The following is a 16,633-nucleotide window of genomic DNA, read 5'->3' as shown; positions in this document are numbered from 1 at the left end:
ACACGGCTCAGGACTTCTGGAACATGGCGAGCATGCGCCGTGTCACAAGGAAACCGCCGACGATGTTGATCGTCGCGATCAGGACGGAAAGTGAGGCGAGGAGCACCACCAGCCAGTTGCCGGAACCGATCTGCAGCAGCGCGCCGATAATGACGATGCCGGAAATCGCGTTCGTCACCGCCATCAGCGGCGTGTGCAGCGAGTGGCTGACATTCCAGATGACGGAGAAGCCGATAAAGCAGGCGAGCACGAAGACGATGAAATGGCTCATGAAGCTTGCCGGCGCGTAAAGGCCGACGAGAAGCAGGGCCGCCGTACCGATGACGAGCAGACCGACTTGGCTTTTCGTCTGCGCCTTGAACTCGGCCCGTTCCTTGGCGTGCTTTTCCTCAGGCGTAAGCTCTTTTGCTCGTTCCTTGGGTTTCTGCGCGGCGATGGCCTGGATCTTCGGCGGCGGCGGCGGGAAAGTGATCTCGCCCTGATAGGTGACGGTCGCGCCGCGGATGACGTCGTCTTCCATGTTGTGAACCGGCTTGCCGTCCTTTGCGGGCGTCAGGTCGGTCATCATGTGACGGATGTTGGTGGAATAGAGCGTCGAGGCCTGCGTCGCCATGCGGCTCGGGAAATCCGTGTAGCCGATGACGATGACACCGTTGTCGGAAACGACGCGCTGGTCGGGAACCGTCAGGTCGCAATTGCCGCCGCGCTCGGCAGCAAGGTCGATGATGACCGAACCCGGCTTCATTGCCGCCACCATGTCGGCCAGCCACAGCTTCGGGGCGTCGCGGCCCGGAATGAGCGCGGTGGTGATGACGATATCGATCTGCGGAGCGAGTTCGCGGAACTTTTCGAGCTGCTTCTCGCGGAATTCCGGCGAGGAGGGGGCGGCATAACCGCCGGTGGCGGCACCATCCTGGCTCTGTTCGGCGAAATCGAGATAGACGAATTCAGCGCCCATGCTTTCGATCTGTTCGGCTACTTCCGGGCGCACGTCGAAGGCATAGGTGATGGCGCCGAGCGAGGTGGCCGTGCCGATCGCGGCGAGACCGGCCACACCTGCACCGATGACCAGAACCTTGGCGGGCGGCACCTTGCCGGCGGCGGTCACCTGACCGGTGAAGAAGCGGCCGAAATTATTGCCCGCCTCGATGACGGCGCGATAACCGGCGATGTTGGCCATGGAGGACAGCGCGTCCATCTTCTGGGCGCGGGAAATGCGCGGCACCATGTCCATGGCGATGACATTTGCGCCCTTTTCCTTGGCCTGCTCCAGAAGGTCCTTGTTCTGGGCGGGATAGAAGAACGAGATCAGCGTCTTGTCCGAAGACAGGCGATCAATCTCCGACGTTTCCGGCGGGCGAACCTTGGCGATGATATCAGCGCCGGCGTAAAGCGCTTCGGCGCTATCGACGATGGTGACACCGGCTGCGCGATAGGCGTCGTCGGAAAATCCCGCCGCCTTGCCTGCACCGGTTTCGAGGATGCAATCATATCCGAGTTTCTGCAATGCCTGGGCGCTGTCGGGCGTCATGCCGACGCGCGCTTCGCCCTCATATAATTCCTTAGGCGTCCCGATCTTCAAAATGGCTCTCCCTCTGCCTGAAAATACAGGGGGGTCATAACCCATTCAGGGGGGCTTTGTCTCCATATTGATTTTGTCTTGCCTGCGACGGAATGACAGCCCCCTGCGACAGGCTCGTTCGATATGCTGGCCCGTGGCGCAATAAAAAAACCCGGCGCCTGCGCGCCGGGTTCCGAAAATGTCCTTCAGGTTGTCGCTCAATCCATGGTGTGGATGTCGCGATCCTTGGTTTCCGGCAGGAACAGCAGGCCGACGACGAGCGTGATGCCTGCGAAAACGATCGGATACCAGAGGCCGTAATAGATGTCGCCTTTCGCCGCGCTCATCGCGAAGGCGGTGGCAGGCAGAAGGCCGCCAAACCAGCCGTTGCCGATGTGATAGGGCAGCGACATGCCGGAGTAGCGGATGCGGGTCGGGAACAGTTCGACCAGCAGGGCCGCGATCGGGCCATAGACCATCGTCACATAGATGACGAGCACGGTCAGGACCGCGATGATGACGACCCAGTTCACGGCGGCCGGATCGGCCACCATGGCGAAGGCGCCGCCGCCGGCAATGGTGTAGACGGCCATCTCAGTCGCTCCGGCGGTCTCGGCCGGCGTCAGCAGCTTGTCCGCCACCAGCTTGTCGGTTGCGACCATCTTCTTGTCGGCGGCACGAACGGCTACCGCATTGAGGTTGAGTTCCGGGTTGGCTGCGATGAAGGCGTCCAGTTTCGCATCCGGCACCTGTGCCGCACCGCGCACCAGCGGGTAGCCGCCGTTGTGCAACGCGGTGTTGACCTGCTTCTGGAAGGCCTTGTCCTTTGCAGATGCATCCGCGCCGGCTGCGATGGCGTCGTAGCTGGCGATGGTGGCGTCGCCGATCTTGACGCTCGCCGGTTCGCCGGCCGCTCCCGCAACGACGTCATAGGGAACGGAGTTGCGCGTCAGGAACGAGGTGGCGATATCGCAGGATGTGGTGAATTTCGCCGTGCCTGTCGGATTGAACTGGAATTTGCAGTCGCCCGGAGCTGCGGTCACGGTGGCGCGAACGCTGGCCTGCGCTTGCGCAAGTGCCGGGTTGCCAGCCCAGGTGAGCGCCTTGAACAGCGGGAAGTAGGTCAGCATTGCGAGAACGAGACCGGCCATGATGATCGGCTTGCGGCCGATCTTGTCGGAAAGCCAGCCGAAGATCACGAAGAAGCTGGTGCCGAGGATGAGCGCTGCCGCGACCATGATGTTGGCCGATTGCCCGTCCACCTTCAGAATGCTCTGCAGGAAGAACAGCGCGTAGAACTGGCCGGTGTACCAGACGACGGCCTGGCCAATGACGGCGCCGACGAGGGCAAGCAGGGCGATCTTGGCGTTTTTCCACTGGCCGAAGGCTTCGCTGAGCGGGGCCTTGGAGGTCTTGCCCTCTTCCTTCATCTTCTTGAAGGCGGGGGATTCGTTCATTTTCAGACGGATCCAGACGGATACGCCGAGCAGCAGAACGGAAACGAGGAAGGGAATGCGCCAGCCCCAGGCGGCGAAGGCTTCCTTGCCGAGTGCGAACTGCACACCGAGGATGACCACCAGCGAGAGGAACAGGCCGAGCGTCGCCGTCGTCTGGATCCACGAGGTGTAATAGCCCCTGCGGCCGTTGGGCGCGTGTTCGGCCACGTAGGTCGCCGCACCGCCATATTCACCGCCAAGTGCCAGACCCTGCAGCATGCGCAGAGCGATCAGGATGATCGGAGCGGCGATGCCGATCTGCGATGCGCTGGGCAGCACACCGACGAGGAAGGTCGAAACGCCCATGATCAGGATCGTGACGAGAAAGGTATATTTACGGCCGACAATGTCGCCCAAGCGGCCGAACACCAGTGCACCGAAGGGGCGCACGAGGAAGCCGGCGGCAAAGGCCAGAAGCGCAAAGATGTTGCGTGTCGTTTCCGGATATTGGCTGAAGAAGTTCGCACCGATATAGATCGCGAGCGAGCCGTATAGATAGAAGTCATACCATTCGAAGACCGTTCCGAGAGAAGAGGCGAAAATCACCTTCTTCTCTTCACCCGTCATCGGACGGGCTGCGCCGCTTACGGCTGCAACATTTGCCATTGTCTGTCCTCCACAGATGTCCCAATCGGCGCATTGCGGAGCCCATCTCTCTCCTCCGGGCAAACCTTGCGGCTGCAATGCGCGTGATGTCAGAGTGACAGAAAATTAACCCCAATAAGAGCGATGCTTTCGGATTATGACTTTAGTCTAATGTATAATGTGCAAAAATGTCGCAGGGCGGTTTTGGCCTGCCCGCACCGGATGGCCTGAAACGCGCCTTTTTTCTTGACACAAACAAGAAACCTTCTAATAGCTTCTGGCGAAGAAGGAGCATCACCTTGCGCATGCATGTTGCAGACATGTTCGTCATGGAAGGACCGGCACAATCCGCCGGCGATGATCCGCGCCTTTCTTATTCTATCCGAATTACGGCCAAAACGACGATTAAAACCGTCTGACGTCTCTGGCCACCGCTCTCTCCCCGGTTTGGCCGGGGATCGTGGAAGCCGCGATCTAATGCGGGTTCCCACCTCACCAAAAAGAGGAGAGACAGAAAGAGAGCTTGATCATGGGTTTCAAAGTTGCAATTGCAGGCGCCACCGGCAACGTCGGTCGCGAAATGCTCAATATCCTGGCCGAACGCGGTTTTCCCGCCGATGAAGTCGTGCCTCTTGCTTCCGCCCGTTCGCAGGGCACGGAAGTCTCCTATGGCGATCGCACGCTGAAGGTCTCGAACCTCGAAAACTACGATTTTTCCGATACCGATATTTGCCTGATGTCTGCCGGCGGTGATGTGTCCAAGAAGTGGTCGCCGAAGATCGGCCAGCAGGGCTGCGTCGTCATCGATAACTCGTCCGCATGGCGCTACGATCAGGACGTTCCGCTGATCGTTCCGGAAGTCAATGCCGATGCGGTTGCGGGCTTCACCAAGAAGAACATCATCGCCAACCCGAATTGCTCCACGGCACAGCTCGTCGTCGCGCTGAAGCCGCTGCATGACTTCGCCAAGATCAAGCGCGTCGTTGTCTCCCCCTACCAGTCCGTTTCCGGCGCCGGCAAGGAAGGCATGGACGAGCTGTTCCAGCAGACCCGCGCCGTCTTCGTGGCCGATCCGGTCGAAACCAAGAAGTTCACCAAGCGTATCGCCTTCAACGTCATTCCGCATATCGATGTCTTCATGGAAGACGGCTATACCAAGGAAGAGTGGAAGGTTCTGGCGGAAACCAAGAAGATGCTCGATCCGAAGATCAAGGTAACCTGCACGGCTGTGCGCGTTCCGGTCTTCATCGGTCATTCGGAATCGGTCAACATCGAGTTCGAAAACGAGATCACCGCCGATCAGGCGCGTGACATCCTGCGCGAAGCGCCGGGTTGCCTCGTCATCGACAAGCATGAAGATGGCGGCTACATCACGCCGGTTGAATCCGCTGGCGAGGATGCGACCTATATTTCGCGTATCCGCGAAGATGCGACGGTTGAAAACGGCCTCAACATCTGGGTTGTTTCGGACAATCTGCGCAAGGGCGCTGCCCTCAATGCCATCCAGATCGCCGAACTCCTGGTCAATCGTGGTCTCATCAAGCCCCGCAAGGCGGCTGCCTGATCTACGATACGATTTTTTAAGGTTCGTTAAGTATAACCCGTCTGTTCTGTGTGGGGCAGGCGGGTTTTATAATTGGCGAGATCACGGCCAGTTTATTTGCAGGCCTTGCTGTCGAAAGGCAATTTAGGCCGCCAAAAGACAGTTTTGGCACCTGAATCATACAGTATTGACGGTTTGGTTCTCGGGAAAAATTCCCCAAAGGATATCGAAGGCAGATTTTGATGCGGGCAATGAAGGTAATTCTGGCTGGTGTGGCCATGGTTTCGGTTCTGGCAGCGACGCCGGTTATGGCTGCGCAATGCAGCAACACCTCGGCGGGCTTTGATGCCTGGGTCGGCGCCTTCAAGCAGGAAGCAGCGGGCCGCGGCGTCAGCGCCTCGGTGCTTGACCGTGCCTTCTCCGGCGTCTCCTACAACCAGGCGACGATCCGCGCCGATCGCGGTCAGCACAGCTTCAAGCTGTCCTTCGAACAGTTCATGCAGAAGCGCGGTGGTCAGACGATCATTTCACGCGGCAAGACCATGAAGAAGAACAATGCAGCTCTGTTTGCGTCCATCGAACGCGCTTATGGCGTGCCGGCTGGTCCGCTGCTCGCCATCTGGGGCATGGAAACCGGTTTTGGCGGCTTCATGGGCAACCAGCATACGCTTTCCGCCGTTGCGACGCTTTCCTTCGACTGCCGCCGTTCGGATTATTTCACCGAGCAGCTCTATGCGGCCCTTAAGCTCGTTGGCAGCGGTTCGCTGAACGTCAACGCCAAGGGCGCTGCCCATGGTGAAATCGGCCAGACGCAGTTCCTGCCGCTGAACGTCGTGCGCTATGGCGTGGATTTCGACCGCGACGGCCGTATCGATCTCGTCGGCTCGCGCGCCGATGCGCTGGCTTCCACCGCGAACTTCCTCGTCGGCCATGGCTGGCAGCGTGGTGCGGGCTATCAGCAGGGTCAGGCGAACTATGCCGCCATTCAGGGCTGGAACGCTGCAAGCGTCTACCAGCAGGCCATTGCGTTCATCGGCAAGGCGATCGACGGCCAATAAGGCTGTTTCTGCGGACTAAAATTTCGCTTTCGTCATGCCGGACTTGATCCGGCATCCAGCGACGTAGCGTCCGACAGAGGCTTCCCGCATAACCGACGTGATCCTCGGGTCAAGCCCGAGGATCACGAAGGAGAGGTTTGATTGCCGGGCAGATTAATGGCCACCCAGGACGTCTCGCTCTCTCAATCCGCTTCAATCACAGGTCCGGGCGGCGAAAGTCGCCCGTTTTGCTGTCCATCACCCACAATTCTCCGGTCGAAATATCGAACCATGCGCCGTGCAGCTTCACCTTGCCGGCGGTTTCCTGCGCCTTGACGAAGGGGAAGCCGCGCAGATTGGCGATGGAGTTGCGGATGGAAACGCGCTCCAGCGCCGTCTGGCGCTCGGAGGCGGTCATGATGTCGTTGCTCTGGATCTGTTCGGCCGCCGACTTGACCATGTTCATCCATTTACCGATGAAATCGCCGGGTGACAGCGGCTCGAGATTGGGATCGAGTGCTGCCTGAATGCCGCCGCAGCGGCCGTGGCCCATGACGACGATGTCCTTCACCTTCAGAACCTGCACGGCATATTCGATGGCGGCGGAGGTGGCGTGGTACTGTCCATCCGGCTCGTAGGGCGGCACCATGTTGGCGACGTTCCGCATGACGAAAAGCTCTCCCGGTCCGCAGTCGAAAATGGTTTCCGGCGCCGAACGGGAGTCACAACAGGCAATGAACAGGGTCTGCGGTTTCTGTCCGGTCTCGGCCAGAACGCGATATCTTTCGCGTTCGTCGACATAACGACCGCTCATGAAGTTCTTGTAGCCGTTGAGAAGGTTTTCCGGAAAATCTTTCATCTATCGCAGTACCGTTGTGCTTGGACCAAGATCAAGAGAAGAACTCGGTGCGTTGAAGACCAATCCTTTGGAGCATTTTCGCTTTTCTTCGAACCGCGAAGCCGCTCCAACTCCTTGTTTCCGCATTTCCAGCCGGAAAACCGGGGGCCACTTTTCCTGGAAATGCTCTAGTCGCTATTTGCGCTTGCTGCGCGAAGGATGCAAGAGATGACGCATCTGCACCATGGCCATGGGTGTGGAGAGACTTGAAGAGTCGGTCTCCAGCGTCAGTTCGTTCATGTCGCGTTTTTTGGTGCGGGCCAGAATTTCGAAGACGCTGGCGGTTGCCAGCTGCAGCGCCTTTTCATCATCGAGACCTTCCAGCAGGCGGGCGAGGAACAGCGCCGACATCAGGTCGCCGAGACCGTTCGGCGCATTTTCGATGGCGCGATGTTCGGCAAGCAGTGCGTGGCGGCCGCTGAGGTAGAGGTTGCCGGTGCCGCCCGTCATCATCGGCACGGCTGAGGTGACCAGCATTTTCGGCGGGCCGAGGGAAAGTGCGGCATCCATGATGGCATTGTTGGTCTCAAGCTCGGCGCCGCTCATCCAGGCCAGTTCATAACGGTTTGGCGTGGCGACCGTGGCAAGCGGGATGAGGTGATCACGGATGGCTTCGGCAGTCTCAAGGGGAATGTAAAGCCCGCCCAGATCGCCCATGACCGGGTCACAGGCATAAATCAGCGACGGGTTCTTTTCCTTCAGATTGCGGATCAGCCTTGCGACGGAGCGCACCTGCGCCGCGCTGCCGAAATAACCGGTCAGGACAGCCTTGACCTCGCCGATCCATTTGGCGTTTTCGAGGTCGGTCATTGCCTTGTCGAAATCGTCGTCCTGAAAGCGCATGCGGGTGGACGGGCCGTGGCCGGGATGCCAGGGCATGACGATGGTGGGCACCGCCCAGACAGGATAACCCAGCGTCTCAAGCGCAAAGACCGCCGCGCGGTTGCCGACGGAGCCACGCATGACATGGCTGGAAATGACGATGACAGCGCCCTGTGTATTTTCCTGCATCACGGCCTTCTTGCTTTCAAACGAGGCAGAAAGCCCGCAAGTGCACCTCGCCCTGCCACTGCCAAAGATCAAGATGCGCTCTCATGACATATCGCAAGGCCGGTTTCCACTGTTAATCCCGCAAGGGTCTGTCCCGCAAAAGCATGGCGCGGTCAGGTTCTTTGTCTCTGCCAGCGTTTCCTGCGTGTCATTGCGGGATTGCCGAAGTACTCTATAGTTGTACCATGCTTGATCTCGTCATTGCCTATTGGCCGCATATCCTTGCCGTTCTCTCGATTTTGATGGGAACCGTGGCGGCCGTGCATGCCACGATGACGAAGGAGGAGGTCCGCTCCGCGCTTGGCTGGGTCGGTGTTATCGTGCTGTCGCCCATCGTCGGTGCGGTCATCTATGCGATTGCCGGCATCAACCGCATCCGCCGGTCCAATATCACGCAGAAGCGGTCCTTCATGCTGGACGAGATCATGGATCGCGTGGCGCGTCTGGATGCGAGCGGGGACATGATCGCCGCGCGCTTCGGACGGCGTTTCGAGGCTATGAAGACGCTGGGCGACCGGGTGACGCGCCATGCGTTGACGACAGGCAATGGTATCGAGCCGCTTGTGACCGGAGACGCGGCCTATGCCGCCATGCTGGAGGCGATCGGGGAGGCGAAGCGGTCGATCATTCTCGAAACATATATTTTCGACAATGACCGGATCGGCGCCCGTTTTGTCGCGGCGCTCGAAAGGGCGAAGTTTCGCGGCGTGGAGGTGCGTGTGCTGGTGGATGCGGTGGGCGCGCGTTATTCCGTGCCGAGCATCCTGCCGACGCTCAGGGAAAAGGGCATCGTCTGCGATGTCTTCAACGGCAATGTCATCATGGGGCTGCGGCTGCCCTATGCCAATCTGCGCACCCACCGCAAGATCCTCGTGGTGGACGGGCGCATTGCATTTAGTGGCGGCATGAATATCCGGGAGGGGTTCACGCTGGAATTTGGCGGCGAAAGCCAGTCGCACGACACGCATTTCAAGATCACCGGACCGGTGGTATCGGATTTTTTCTCCATCGCGGCGGAGGACTGGCGCTTTACGACAAAGGAGCTTCTGGATGCGCCGGTCTGGGATATCGCCATTCCCGACGGCGTGCCGGGCTCGCAGATCGCCGCCCGCGTCTGCTCCTCGGGGCCGGACAAGAGCATCGAGACCAGTCACAAGATGCTGATGGGGGCATTTTCCGTCGCCCGTTCCTCCATTCTCATCATGTCGCCCTATTTTCTCCCCGATCGGGAGCTTATTTCGGCGCTCATTACCGCAGCAAGGCGGGGGGTCGTGGTGGATATCATCGTGCCGAAAAGCAACAATCTGGTGCTTGTGGACAGGGCGATGACGGCGCAATTCGACCAGATGCTGAAGAATTATTGCCGCATCTGGCGGGCGACGGGGGCTTTCAACCATTCCAAGCTTCTGGTGATCGACGGGCGCTGGAGCTACATCGGTTCTTCCAATCTCGATCCGCGTTCTTTGCGGTTGAACTTTGAGATCGATCTCGAAGTTATGGATGAGGAATTCGCAGCAACGATCGGGGAGCGCATCCGGGATGCACGTGCGACCGCCTTGCCCGTGCGGCTCAGCGAACTGAATGCGCGGCCATTCGTTGTCCGTTTTGTGGAGCGTGTCCTGTGGCTCGCTTCGCCTTATCTTTAGAGTGCGGTGCGTCCGACAGGGCGCAGCGCGAGACCGGAGGCATAAACGCGTGAAAAAAAACGGTTTGCTGGAGGATGAAAAAACGGCTTTGACGAAAAACACCAGCCTGTCCGCTTTCGTCATGCAGTCGCTGCGCGACCGCCGTCAGCGGCAGAGTGCGGCACCGGCGACGAAAGATCACTCCTTTCCGGTGATCGCCTCCTACAATGTGCATAAATGCGTTGGCCGTGACCGCAAGTTCGATCCCGATCGCACCAGCCGCGTCATTCAGGAAATCGGTGCTGACATCATCGCGCTTCAGGAGGCGGATAGCCGTTTCGGCGAGCGCACCGGCCTGCTTGATCTCGCCCGGCTGGAGCGGGAAAGCGGCCTCATCCCAGTGCCGGTGCTGGCCGGTGTGAAGGCCCATGGCTGGCACGGCAATGTCGTCCTGTTCAAGGAAGGCGCCGTCAGGGATGTGCATACGCTGAAATTGCCGGGGCTGGAGCCGCGCGGCGCGCTTGTCGTGGAACTGGATCTGAAAAGCGGCGGCACGTTGCGGGTTATCGCCGCCCATTTCGGGCTTCTCCGACATTCCCGCGCCCAGCAGGCGAAAGCGCTGATCGGCCTTCTGGAAGCGCGCAACGAATGCGCGACCATTCTCATGGGAGACCTGAATGAATGGCGTCTCGGCAACGGTTCGTCGCTCAATACGTTCCGGGATGCTTTCGGCGCCCTGCCGCCGGCGGTGCCGAGTTTTCCGTCCAACCTGCCGGTGTTGGCGCTCGACAGGATCATCGCCAATCGAAAAGGGCTGATCGAGCAGGTGGAGGCGCATGACAGCGCGCTGGCGCGTATCGCCTCGGACCATCTGCCGCTGAAGGCCGCGGTTCGGACCGACCTGCTTCCGGTCTAAGCCGCTGCGATATCAGGCGCAGCGTTCAGAGCCGGTGCGCTGCCGTCAGACGGCTGCGAAAACGTGCCTCAAGCAACGATGTTCGAATGGCCTCCATCAGCCGCTCGCGATTGTTCTTGGTCTTGCCCCTGTCCAGGTTCTGCGCGGAAAGCGCCAGATCCAGACCTTCATGCATCACTATCGAATAGGCAACGGTCGTTGCCCAGCTTTCGTAGTCCTGCTCCATCATGTAGCCCCTGAACTAAATCATTTAGTCCGAATCACCCTGTTCTTGGAAATTACCACAAAATACAAAGCATAAAATAGCACTGTTTCTTGCAGTTCTCTTCGTGTGATGGCTCTATATTGATTTTCGACAGTTTTAAAGCGGGGCAATATAGCCGTATTTGCCACTTAAGCATTTGAATCTGATTCTATTTCAGGATGGTTGCATAGACGTTCCCGCCCATGAAAAACGCCGCGCATCCGGGGGGATGCGCGGCGGGCTTGCGTCGAAGGTGGCGGTGGATGGGAGTATGGTCTCAGCCGGCCTTTTCGAGCTTGTAGTCCGAATTGGCCGGTTCTTCCTGCTTGTGCTGGATGAGCGGGCGGTTGCCCGACAGCTTGCGCACCAGCACGTAGAAGACCGGTGTCATGAAGATGCCGAAGAACGTCACGCCGATCATGCCGGAGAAGACAGCGACACCCATGGCCGCGCGCATTTCCGCACCTGCACCGGTGGAGACGACCAGCGGCACCACGCCCATGATGAAGGCGAGCGAGGTCATCAGGATCGGGCGAAGACGAAGCCGGCTTGCCTCGACCGCCGCCTGAAGCGGCGTTCGTCCCTCGAATTCCAGCTCGCGGGCGAATTCCACGATCAGGATCGCGTTCTTCGCCGACAAGCCCACAAGGACGACAAGGCCGATCTGCGTAAAGATGTTGTTATCCCCTCCCGTCAGCCAGACGCCGGTCAGGGCCGCGAGCACACCGAGTGGCACGATCAGAATGATCGCGATCGGCAATGTGAGGCTTTCATATTGCGCAGCCAGGACGAGGTAAACCAAGAGCAGCGCCAGCGGGAAGACGACGATGCTGGAGTTGCCGGCAAGGATCTGCTGGTAGGTCAGGTCCGTCCATTCGTAGTCAATCCCGGCCGGCAGGTTTTCCGCGAGGATTTTTTCCATCGCTGCCTGCGCCTGTCCAGAGGAATAGCCCGGTGCCGGACCGCCGTTGATATCGGCTGCAAGGAAGCCGTTATAGCGGTTGGTGCGTTCCGGTCCCGTCGTCGCATCCACCTTCAGCAGCGTCGAAAGCGGGATCATCTGACCCGTTGCGGAGCGAACCTTCAGGCGGCCGATATCTTCCGCATGGGCGCGGAACTGCGCATCGGCCTGCACACGCACGCTATATGTCCGCCCGAAGGCGTTGAAGTCGTTGACATAGAGCGAACCCAGATAGATCTGCAGCGTCTGGAAGACGTCGGTGACCGAAACGCCCAGCTGCTCGGCCTTGGCGCGATCGAGATCGGCGAAGAGCTGCGGCACGTTGATCTGGAAGCTGGAGAAGATGCCTGCCAGCTCCGGCGTCTGGTATGCCTTGGCGATCACGGCTTTCGCCGCTTCGTCAAGCGTCTGGTAGCCGTAACCGGCGCGGTCCTCGATCTGCAGCTTGAAGCCGCCCGTCTGGCCGAGACCGTTGACCGGCGGCGGCGGGAACATGGCGATGAAGGCATCCTGAATGCCCGCATATTTCTGGTTCAGCTGCATGGCGATGGCGCCGCCGGACAGTTCCGGCGTCTTGCGCTTTTCGAAGTCATCGAGAATCGCGAAGACGATGCCGGAGTTGGAGCCGATGGTGAAGCCGTTGATCGACAGGCCCGGGAAGGCGATGGCGTGGCTGACGCCGGGCGTTTCCATGGCGATATCGCTCATCCGCTTGATGACGCTTTCCGTCCGGTCGAGTGTCGCGCCATCAGGAAGCTGGGCAAAGCCGATCAGGTACTGCTTGTCCTGCGCCGGCACGAAGCCGCTCGGAACGGTCGTGAACATGCCGTAGGTTGCAGCCACCAGCGCCATATAGACCAGCATCACCAGGCTCTTGCGCGTCACCAGCCCGCCCACGGTCTTGCCGTAGCCGTTGGAGGCGGCGCCGAAGGCGCGGTTGAAGCCGCGGAAGAACCAGCCGAAAATCCGGTCCATGAAGCGGGTCAGCCAGTCTTTCGGTGCACCGTGCTCTTTGAGCAGCAGTGCCGCGAGAGCGGGTGACAGCGTCAGCGAATTGATCGCCGAAATGACGGTGGAGATGGCGATCGTCAGCGCGAATTGCCGGTAGAACTGACCGGACAGGCCGGAGATGAAGGCAAGCGGCACGAAGACCGCGACCAGAACCAGCGCGATTGCGATGATCGGCCCGGACACTTCCCGCATCGCCTTGTAGGTGGCGTCACGCGGCGAGAGCCCGTTTTCGATGTTTCGTTCGACGTTTTCGACGACCACGATCGCGTCATCCACCACGATGCCGATGGCGAGCACCAGCCCGAACAGCGTTAGCGCGTTGATGGAAAACCCGAAAGCATACATGACGGCGAAGGTGCCGATGATCGAGACCGGAACGGCGATCAGCGGAATGATCGATGCGCGCCATGTCTGCAGGAAGAGGATGACGACAAGCACCACGAGGCCAACGGCCTCGAGGAGTGTATCAACGACCTTTTCGATGGACGAGCGCACGAATTTCGTCGTGTCGTAGACGATCTCGTATTTCACGCCGTCAGGCATTGCCAGCTGCAGATTGTCCATCGTGGCGCGGACATTGTCGGCGATTTCGATGGCGTTGGAGCCGGGAGCCTGGAGAACTGCCACAGCCACGGCGGGTTCACCGTCGAGCAGCGAGCGCAGCGTGTAATCGGCAGCACCGAGTTCAATGCGGGCGACATCGCGCAGGCGGGTGATTTCGCCGTTGGCGCCGCTCTTGACGATGATGTTGCCGAATTCTTCCGGCGTCGTCAGACGGCCCTGGGCATTGACGTTAAGCTGCAGGTCGACGCCGTTGGGGCTCGGCGAAGCGCCGATGACACCGGCTGCCGCCTGTACGTTCTGCTGGCGGATGGCGTCGGAGACGTCGCTGGCAGCCAGATCGTGTTCGGCGACCTTCTGCGGATCGAGCCAGACGCGCATGGAATAGTCACCTGCGCCGAAGACCTGCACCTGGCCCACGCCTTCGATGCGGGCGAGGCGATCCTTGACGTTCAGCGTTGCGTAGTTACGCAGGTAGGTGATGTCATAGGCGTCGGTTTTCGACACCAGATTGACGACCATGATGAAGTCGGGTGAGCTCTTGACCGTCGTGATGCCGAGTGCGCGGACTTCCGCCGGCAGGCGCGGTTCGGCCTGCGAAACGCGGTTCTGCACCAGCTGCTGCGCCTTGTCGGGGTCGGTACCGAGCTTGAAGGTCACGGTCAACGTCAGCACGCCGTCGGATGTCGCCTGACTGCCCATATAGAGCATGCCTTCGACACCGTTGATCTGTTCTTCAAGCGGCGTGGCAACGGTTTCAGCGATAACGGCCGGGTTCGCACCCGGATAGGTGGCGCGGACGACGACGGATGGCGGAACGACTTCCGGATATTCGGAAATCGGCAGGGCGCGCATGCCAAGAAGGCCTGCCACCACAATCAGGATCGACAGAACGCCGGCGAATACCGGCCTGTCGACAAAAAATCTGGAAATATTCATATCCAGTCCCTCTCCGGGTATATTTTGGAATGCAAAGGCCGTTCCGGCGGCTTTTCTGCCGCCGGTGAAGGCCGGTTCTGTCTGAAGGGGCGTCTCGCGGGAGGGCGGGACGCTTATTGATCAAAAAGGCGGTTACTTACTGCGAGGCAGCAACCTTGTCCTCCGCCTGTGGTGCGATGGTTGCACCGGGGCGAATGCGCTGCAGGCCGTTGACGACGATCGTATCACCGGCGGCAAGGCCGCTGTCGATGATGCGCTGGCCATCAGCCGGTGCACCCGGCTTGATCTGGCGGTAGCTCACCTTGTTTTCGGCATCGACCACGAAGACGAAACGCTTGTCCTGATCCGTGCCGATGGCGCGGTCGCTGATGACGATGCGGTTTTCCGGCTTCGGCTCGCCCATGCGCACCCGCACGAACTGGCCCGGAATGAGCCTGCCGTCCGGATTGTCGAAGACGGCGCGGACACCGATGGTGCCGCTTGCCGAATCCACCTGGTTGTCGATCAGGTGCAGCGTGCCCTTGATCGGCGTGCCCTCATCCGAAAGCGTGCCGATTTCGACAGGGATCTGTTCGAGAGCGGGCAGGGCGCCATCGGTTTTCGGCAGTTCGGCAAGCGCCTTCGCAACCGTGCCTTCGCTGGCGTTGAAGCTGGCATAGATCGGGTTGACCGATACCAGCGTCGTCAGTGCAGGCGAGGTCGAGCCGGCGGCGACGAGGTTGCCGGCGGTGATTTCGATGCGGCCGACCCGACCCGAAACCGGCGCGATGATTTCGGTGTAGCCGAGATCAAGTTGCGCGGTGGTTAGGGCGGCCCGGGCGGCGCGAAGCTGCGCTTCGGCATCCGCAAACGAGCTCTGGCGCTGGTCGAGATCGCTCTGGGAGATGGTGCGGTTGTCGGAAAGCCTGCGGCCACGGTCGAGTTCAGTCTTTGCCAGGCTCACCTTGGCTTCGGCGGAAGCGACCTGTCCTTCAGCGCCTGCAACGGCAGCCTGATAGGGGGCCGGATCGATGGTGAAGAGGGGATCGCCTTCCTTCACCAGCGCGCCTTCGCGGAAATGCACGGCCTTGATCTGGCCGGCGACGCGGGAGCGGATCTGCACCCGGTTAACGGCTTCGAGACGGCCGGAAAATTCTTCCCAGCGCATCACGTCACGGCTTTCCACCTTGGCGACGGTAACCGGGATCGCCGGTGTTTCAGCCGGGGTGGAAGCGGCCGTTGCATCGCGGCTGGTGGGGAGGTCGAAAAACAATGCTGCGGCTGCAACGGACATAGCCAGCCCGATACCGGCACCCGTCAGGGCCCGGCGCTTGGTGTTCAGCGTCATGGGTTTCTCCTTGGCTCGGATCAGGAGCCGGTCAGTTTCTCAATAAATGCGGTATTCAGTGTTTCAACTGGTCAACGAAGGTCTTGAATTCCGAACAGACGGATGAGACCCATCCGCCGCCCTCTCCTTGATAGAGCCCCGTCCAGCCGACGCCGGCGGGAAAAACATGCTGCCGGACGCTGACGCCTGAGGCGATGAGGCGGTCTGCATAATTGACCGTTTCGTCGCGCAGAGGGTCGTCCTCGGCCGTAAAGATCAGCGCCGGCGCCACCCGGTTCAGCCGCGTGCACTGGCAGGGCGCGGCATAGGGGTGGAAGAACCCGCACGCCTTGGCAAGGTAATGGCTCCAGCCATCGGCCCAACGCTGGCGCATGCCGATCCTGTCCGCATCACGGAAGGATTCCGTCGTCATCATCGGGTCGATCATGGGCGACAGAAGAATCTGGCCTGCGAGCTTGCCCGGCATGCGGTCACGGGCCTTCAAGGCAAGCCCCGCCGCCACATTGCCGCCTGCTTCTTCGCCGGCCACAAACAGCAGCGATTTCGCGCCGCCATAGTGCTTGCGATCCCGGCTCAGATGATCGAGCGCCTCATAGGCGCAGTCAATCACCATCGGAAACTCGTTGCCGGACGGCTTGCTGTAATCGGCTTCCACGACCACTGCACCGCTTTCCGCAAGCGCGCGGGCCACCGGAAGCTCGGGGCAATTGCCGCCCGGCTCGAGACCGGGTTCCAGAAAGGATCCGCCGCGCAGATAAAGCACGACAGGCGGATGGCTGCAGAGGCAGGAACCTTCATAACGGCGCACGGAGAGCTTCGGCGCGGACGCCTCGCTGCTGCCGATGTTTTCCCAATGCGCGTTCATGACTCCAGATCCTT

At 60.2% G+C, this 16,633-nt stretch carries 13 protein-coding genes; 5 read left to right on the top strand and 8 right to left on the bottom strand.

From position 1 onward, the window contains the following. Nucleotides 1–7 precede the first annotated feature (7 nt). The gene (locus tag ASB65_RS08740; RefSeq protein ID WP_060723690.1) at nt 8–1,582 is read right to left on the bottom strand and encodes a Re/Si-specific NAD(P)(+) transhydrogenase subunit alpha; all 1,575 of its coding nucleotides are present in this window, start codon (nt 1,580–1,582) and stop codon (nt 8–10) included. A gap of 197 nt (nt 1,583–1,779) precedes the next feature. Next, nucleotides 1,780–3,663: an MFS transporter gene (locus ASB65_RS08735; protein ID WP_003504034.1), complete on the bottom strand. Its 1,884-nt coding sequence runs from the start codon at nt 3,661–3,663 to the stop codon at nt 1,780–1,782. A 167-nt stretch (nt 3,664–3,830) separates the two neighbouring features. Here ASB65_RS08735 and ASB65_RS28495 point away from each other — a divergent pair, with 167 nt between their 5' ends. From ASB65_RS28495 to ASB65_RS08720, 3 genes are all read left to right on the top strand, one after another. Then, nucleotides 3,831–4,061, top strand: coding sequence for a hypothetical protein (locus ASB65_RS28495; protein ID WP_003504036.1), 231 nt, complete (start codon nt 3,831–3,833; stop codon nt 4,059–4,061). A 110-nt stretch (nt 4,062–4,171) separates the two neighbouring features. After that, entirely contained in the window at nt 4,172–5,206 is a 1,035-nt protein-coding gene (locus ASB65_RS08725) for an aspartate-semialdehyde dehydrogenase (RefSeq protein ID WP_060723689.1), read from the top strand. A 221-nt stretch (nt 5,207–5,427) separates the two neighbouring features. Beyond that, nucleotides 5,428–6,243 carry a lytic murein transglycosylase gene (locus ASB65_RS08720; protein ID WP_003504041.1) on the top strand — a complete coding sequence of 272 codons (816 nt, stop codon included), beginning with the start codon at nt 5,428–5,430 and terminating at the stop codon, nt 6,241–6,243. A 196-nt stretch (nt 6,244–6,439) separates the two neighbouring features. Here the strand turns inward: ASB65_RS08720 and ASB65_RS08715 are convergent, their stop codons facing one another. Together ASB65_RS08715 and pdxY are read right to left on the bottom strand one after the other, a co-directional pair. Further along, nucleotides 6,440–7,081 (bottom strand): carbonic anhydrase, encoded by a 642-nt coding sequence (locus ASB65_RS08715; RefSeq protein ID WP_003504043.1) that lies wholly within the window; start codon nt 7,079–7,081, stop codon nt 6,440–6,442. 174 nt (nt 7,082–7,255) lie between these two features. Continuing rightward, nucleotides 7,256–8,131 carry a pyridoxal kinase PdxY gene (gene pdxY / locus ASB65_RS08710; RefSeq protein WP_003504045.1) on the bottom strand — a complete coding sequence of 292 codons (876 nt, stop codon included), beginning with the start codon at nt 8,129–8,131 and terminating at the stop codon, nt 7,256–7,258. A 224-nt stretch (nt 8,132–8,355) separates the two neighbouring features. On the opposite strand from pdxY, the gene ASB65_RS08705 reads away from it, so the two are divergent. After that, nucleotides 8,356–9,816: a phospholipase D-like domain-containing protein gene (locus ASB65_RS08705; RefSeq protein ID WP_060723688.1), complete on the top strand. Its 1,461-nt coding sequence runs from the start codon at nt 8,356–8,358 to the stop codon at nt 9,814–9,816. Between the two features lie 49 nt (nt 9,817–9,865). Next, the gene (locus ASB65_RS08700) at nt 9,866–10,711 is read left to right on the top strand and encodes an endonuclease/exonuclease/phosphatase family protein (RefSeq protein WP_020810175.1); all 846 of its coding nucleotides are present in this window, start codon (nt 9,866–9,868) and stop codon (nt 10,709–10,711) included. 25 nt (nt 10,712–10,736) lie between these two features. Here the strand turns inward: ASB65_RS08700 and ASB65_RS08695 are convergent, their stop codons facing one another. From ASB65_RS08695 to ASB65_RS08680, 4 genes are all read right to left on the bottom strand, one after another. Then, on the bottom strand, nt 10,737–10,940 hold the full coding sequence (locus ASB65_RS08695) for a hypothetical protein (RefSeq protein ID WP_060723687.1): 204 nt from the start codon (nt 10,938–10,940) through the stop codon (nt 10,737–10,739). A gap of 292 nt (nt 10,941–11,232) precedes the next feature. Continuing rightward, nucleotides 11,233–14,427, bottom strand: a complete 3,195-nt coding sequence (locus ASB65_RS08690; protein ID WP_060723686.1) for an efflux RND transporter permease subunit — start codon at nt 14,425–14,427, stop codon at nt 11,233–11,235. A gap of 136 nt (nt 14,428–14,563) precedes the next feature. Next, nucleotides 14,564–15,754, bottom strand: coding sequence for an efflux RND transporter periplasmic adaptor subunit (locus tag ASB65_RS08685; protein ID WP_060723685.1), 1,191 nt, complete (start codon nt 15,752–15,754; stop codon nt 14,564–14,566). Nucleotides 15,755–15,809: 55 nt separating this feature from the next. After that, a complete protein-coding gene (locus ASB65_RS08680; protein ID WP_020011674.1) occupies nt 15,810–16,619 on the bottom strand; it encodes an alpha/beta hydrolase fold domain-containing protein in 810 nt (269 codons plus the stop codon). Between the last annotated feature and the right edge of the window lie 14 nt (nt 16,620–16,633).

Source organism: Agrobacterium tumefaciens str. B6 (assembly GCF_001541315.1).
GTDB classification, from domain to species: domain Bacteria; phylum Pseudomonadota; class Alphaproteobacteria; order Rhizobiales; family Rhizobiaceae; genus Agrobacterium; species Agrobacterium radiobacter.
Note: the sequence above shows the minus strand (reverse complement) of the source record. Positions and strands in the feature narration are given on the sequence as shown.

Bases quoted from the DNA above. Each gene is read 5' to 3' on its own strand.
- ASB65_RS08725 (WP_060723689.1), top strand. From the start codon at position 4,172: ATGGGTTTCAAAGTTGCAATTGCAGGCGCCACCGGCAACGTCGGTCGC.
- ASB65_RS08685 (WP_060723685.1), bottom strand. From the start codon at position 15,754: ATGACGCTGAACACCAAGCGCCGGGCCCTGACGGGTGCCGGTATCGGG.
- ASB65_RS08720 (WP_003504041.1), top strand. From the start codon at position 5,428: ATGCGGGCAATGAAGGTAATTCTGGCTGGTGTGGCCATGGTTTCGGTT.
- ASB65_RS08690 (WP_060723686.1), bottom strand. From the start codon at position 14,427: ATGAATATTTCCAGATTTTTTGTCGACAGGCCGGTATTCGCCGGCGTT.
- pdxY (WP_003504045.1), bottom strand. From the start codon at position 8,131: ATGCAGGAAAATACACAGGGCGCTGTCATCGTCATTTCCAGCCATGTC.
- ASB65_RS28495 (WP_003504036.1), top strand. From the start codon at position 3,831: ATGTCGCAGGGCGGTTTTGGCCTGCCCGCACCGGATGGCCTGAAACGC.
- ASB65_RS08695 (WP_060723687.1), bottom strand. From the start codon at position 10,940: ATGATGGAGCAGGACTACGAAAGCTGGGCAACGACCGTTGCCTATTCG.
- ASB65_RS08705 (WP_060723688.1), top strand. From the start codon at position 8,356: ATGCTTGATCTCGTCATTGCCTATTGGCCGCATATCCTTGCCGTTCTC.
- ASB65_RS08715 (WP_003504043.1), bottom strand. From the start codon at position 7,081: ATGAAAGATTTTCCGGAAAACCTTCTCAACGGCTACAAGAACTTCATG.
- ASB65_RS08735 (WP_003504034.1), bottom strand. From the start codon at position 3,663: ATGGCAAATGTTGCAGCCGTAAGCGGCGCAGCCCGTCCGATGACGGGT.
- ASB65_RS08680 (WP_020011674.1), bottom strand. From the start codon at position 16,619: ATGAACGCGCATTGGGAAAACATCGGCAGCAGCGAGGCGTCCGCGCCG.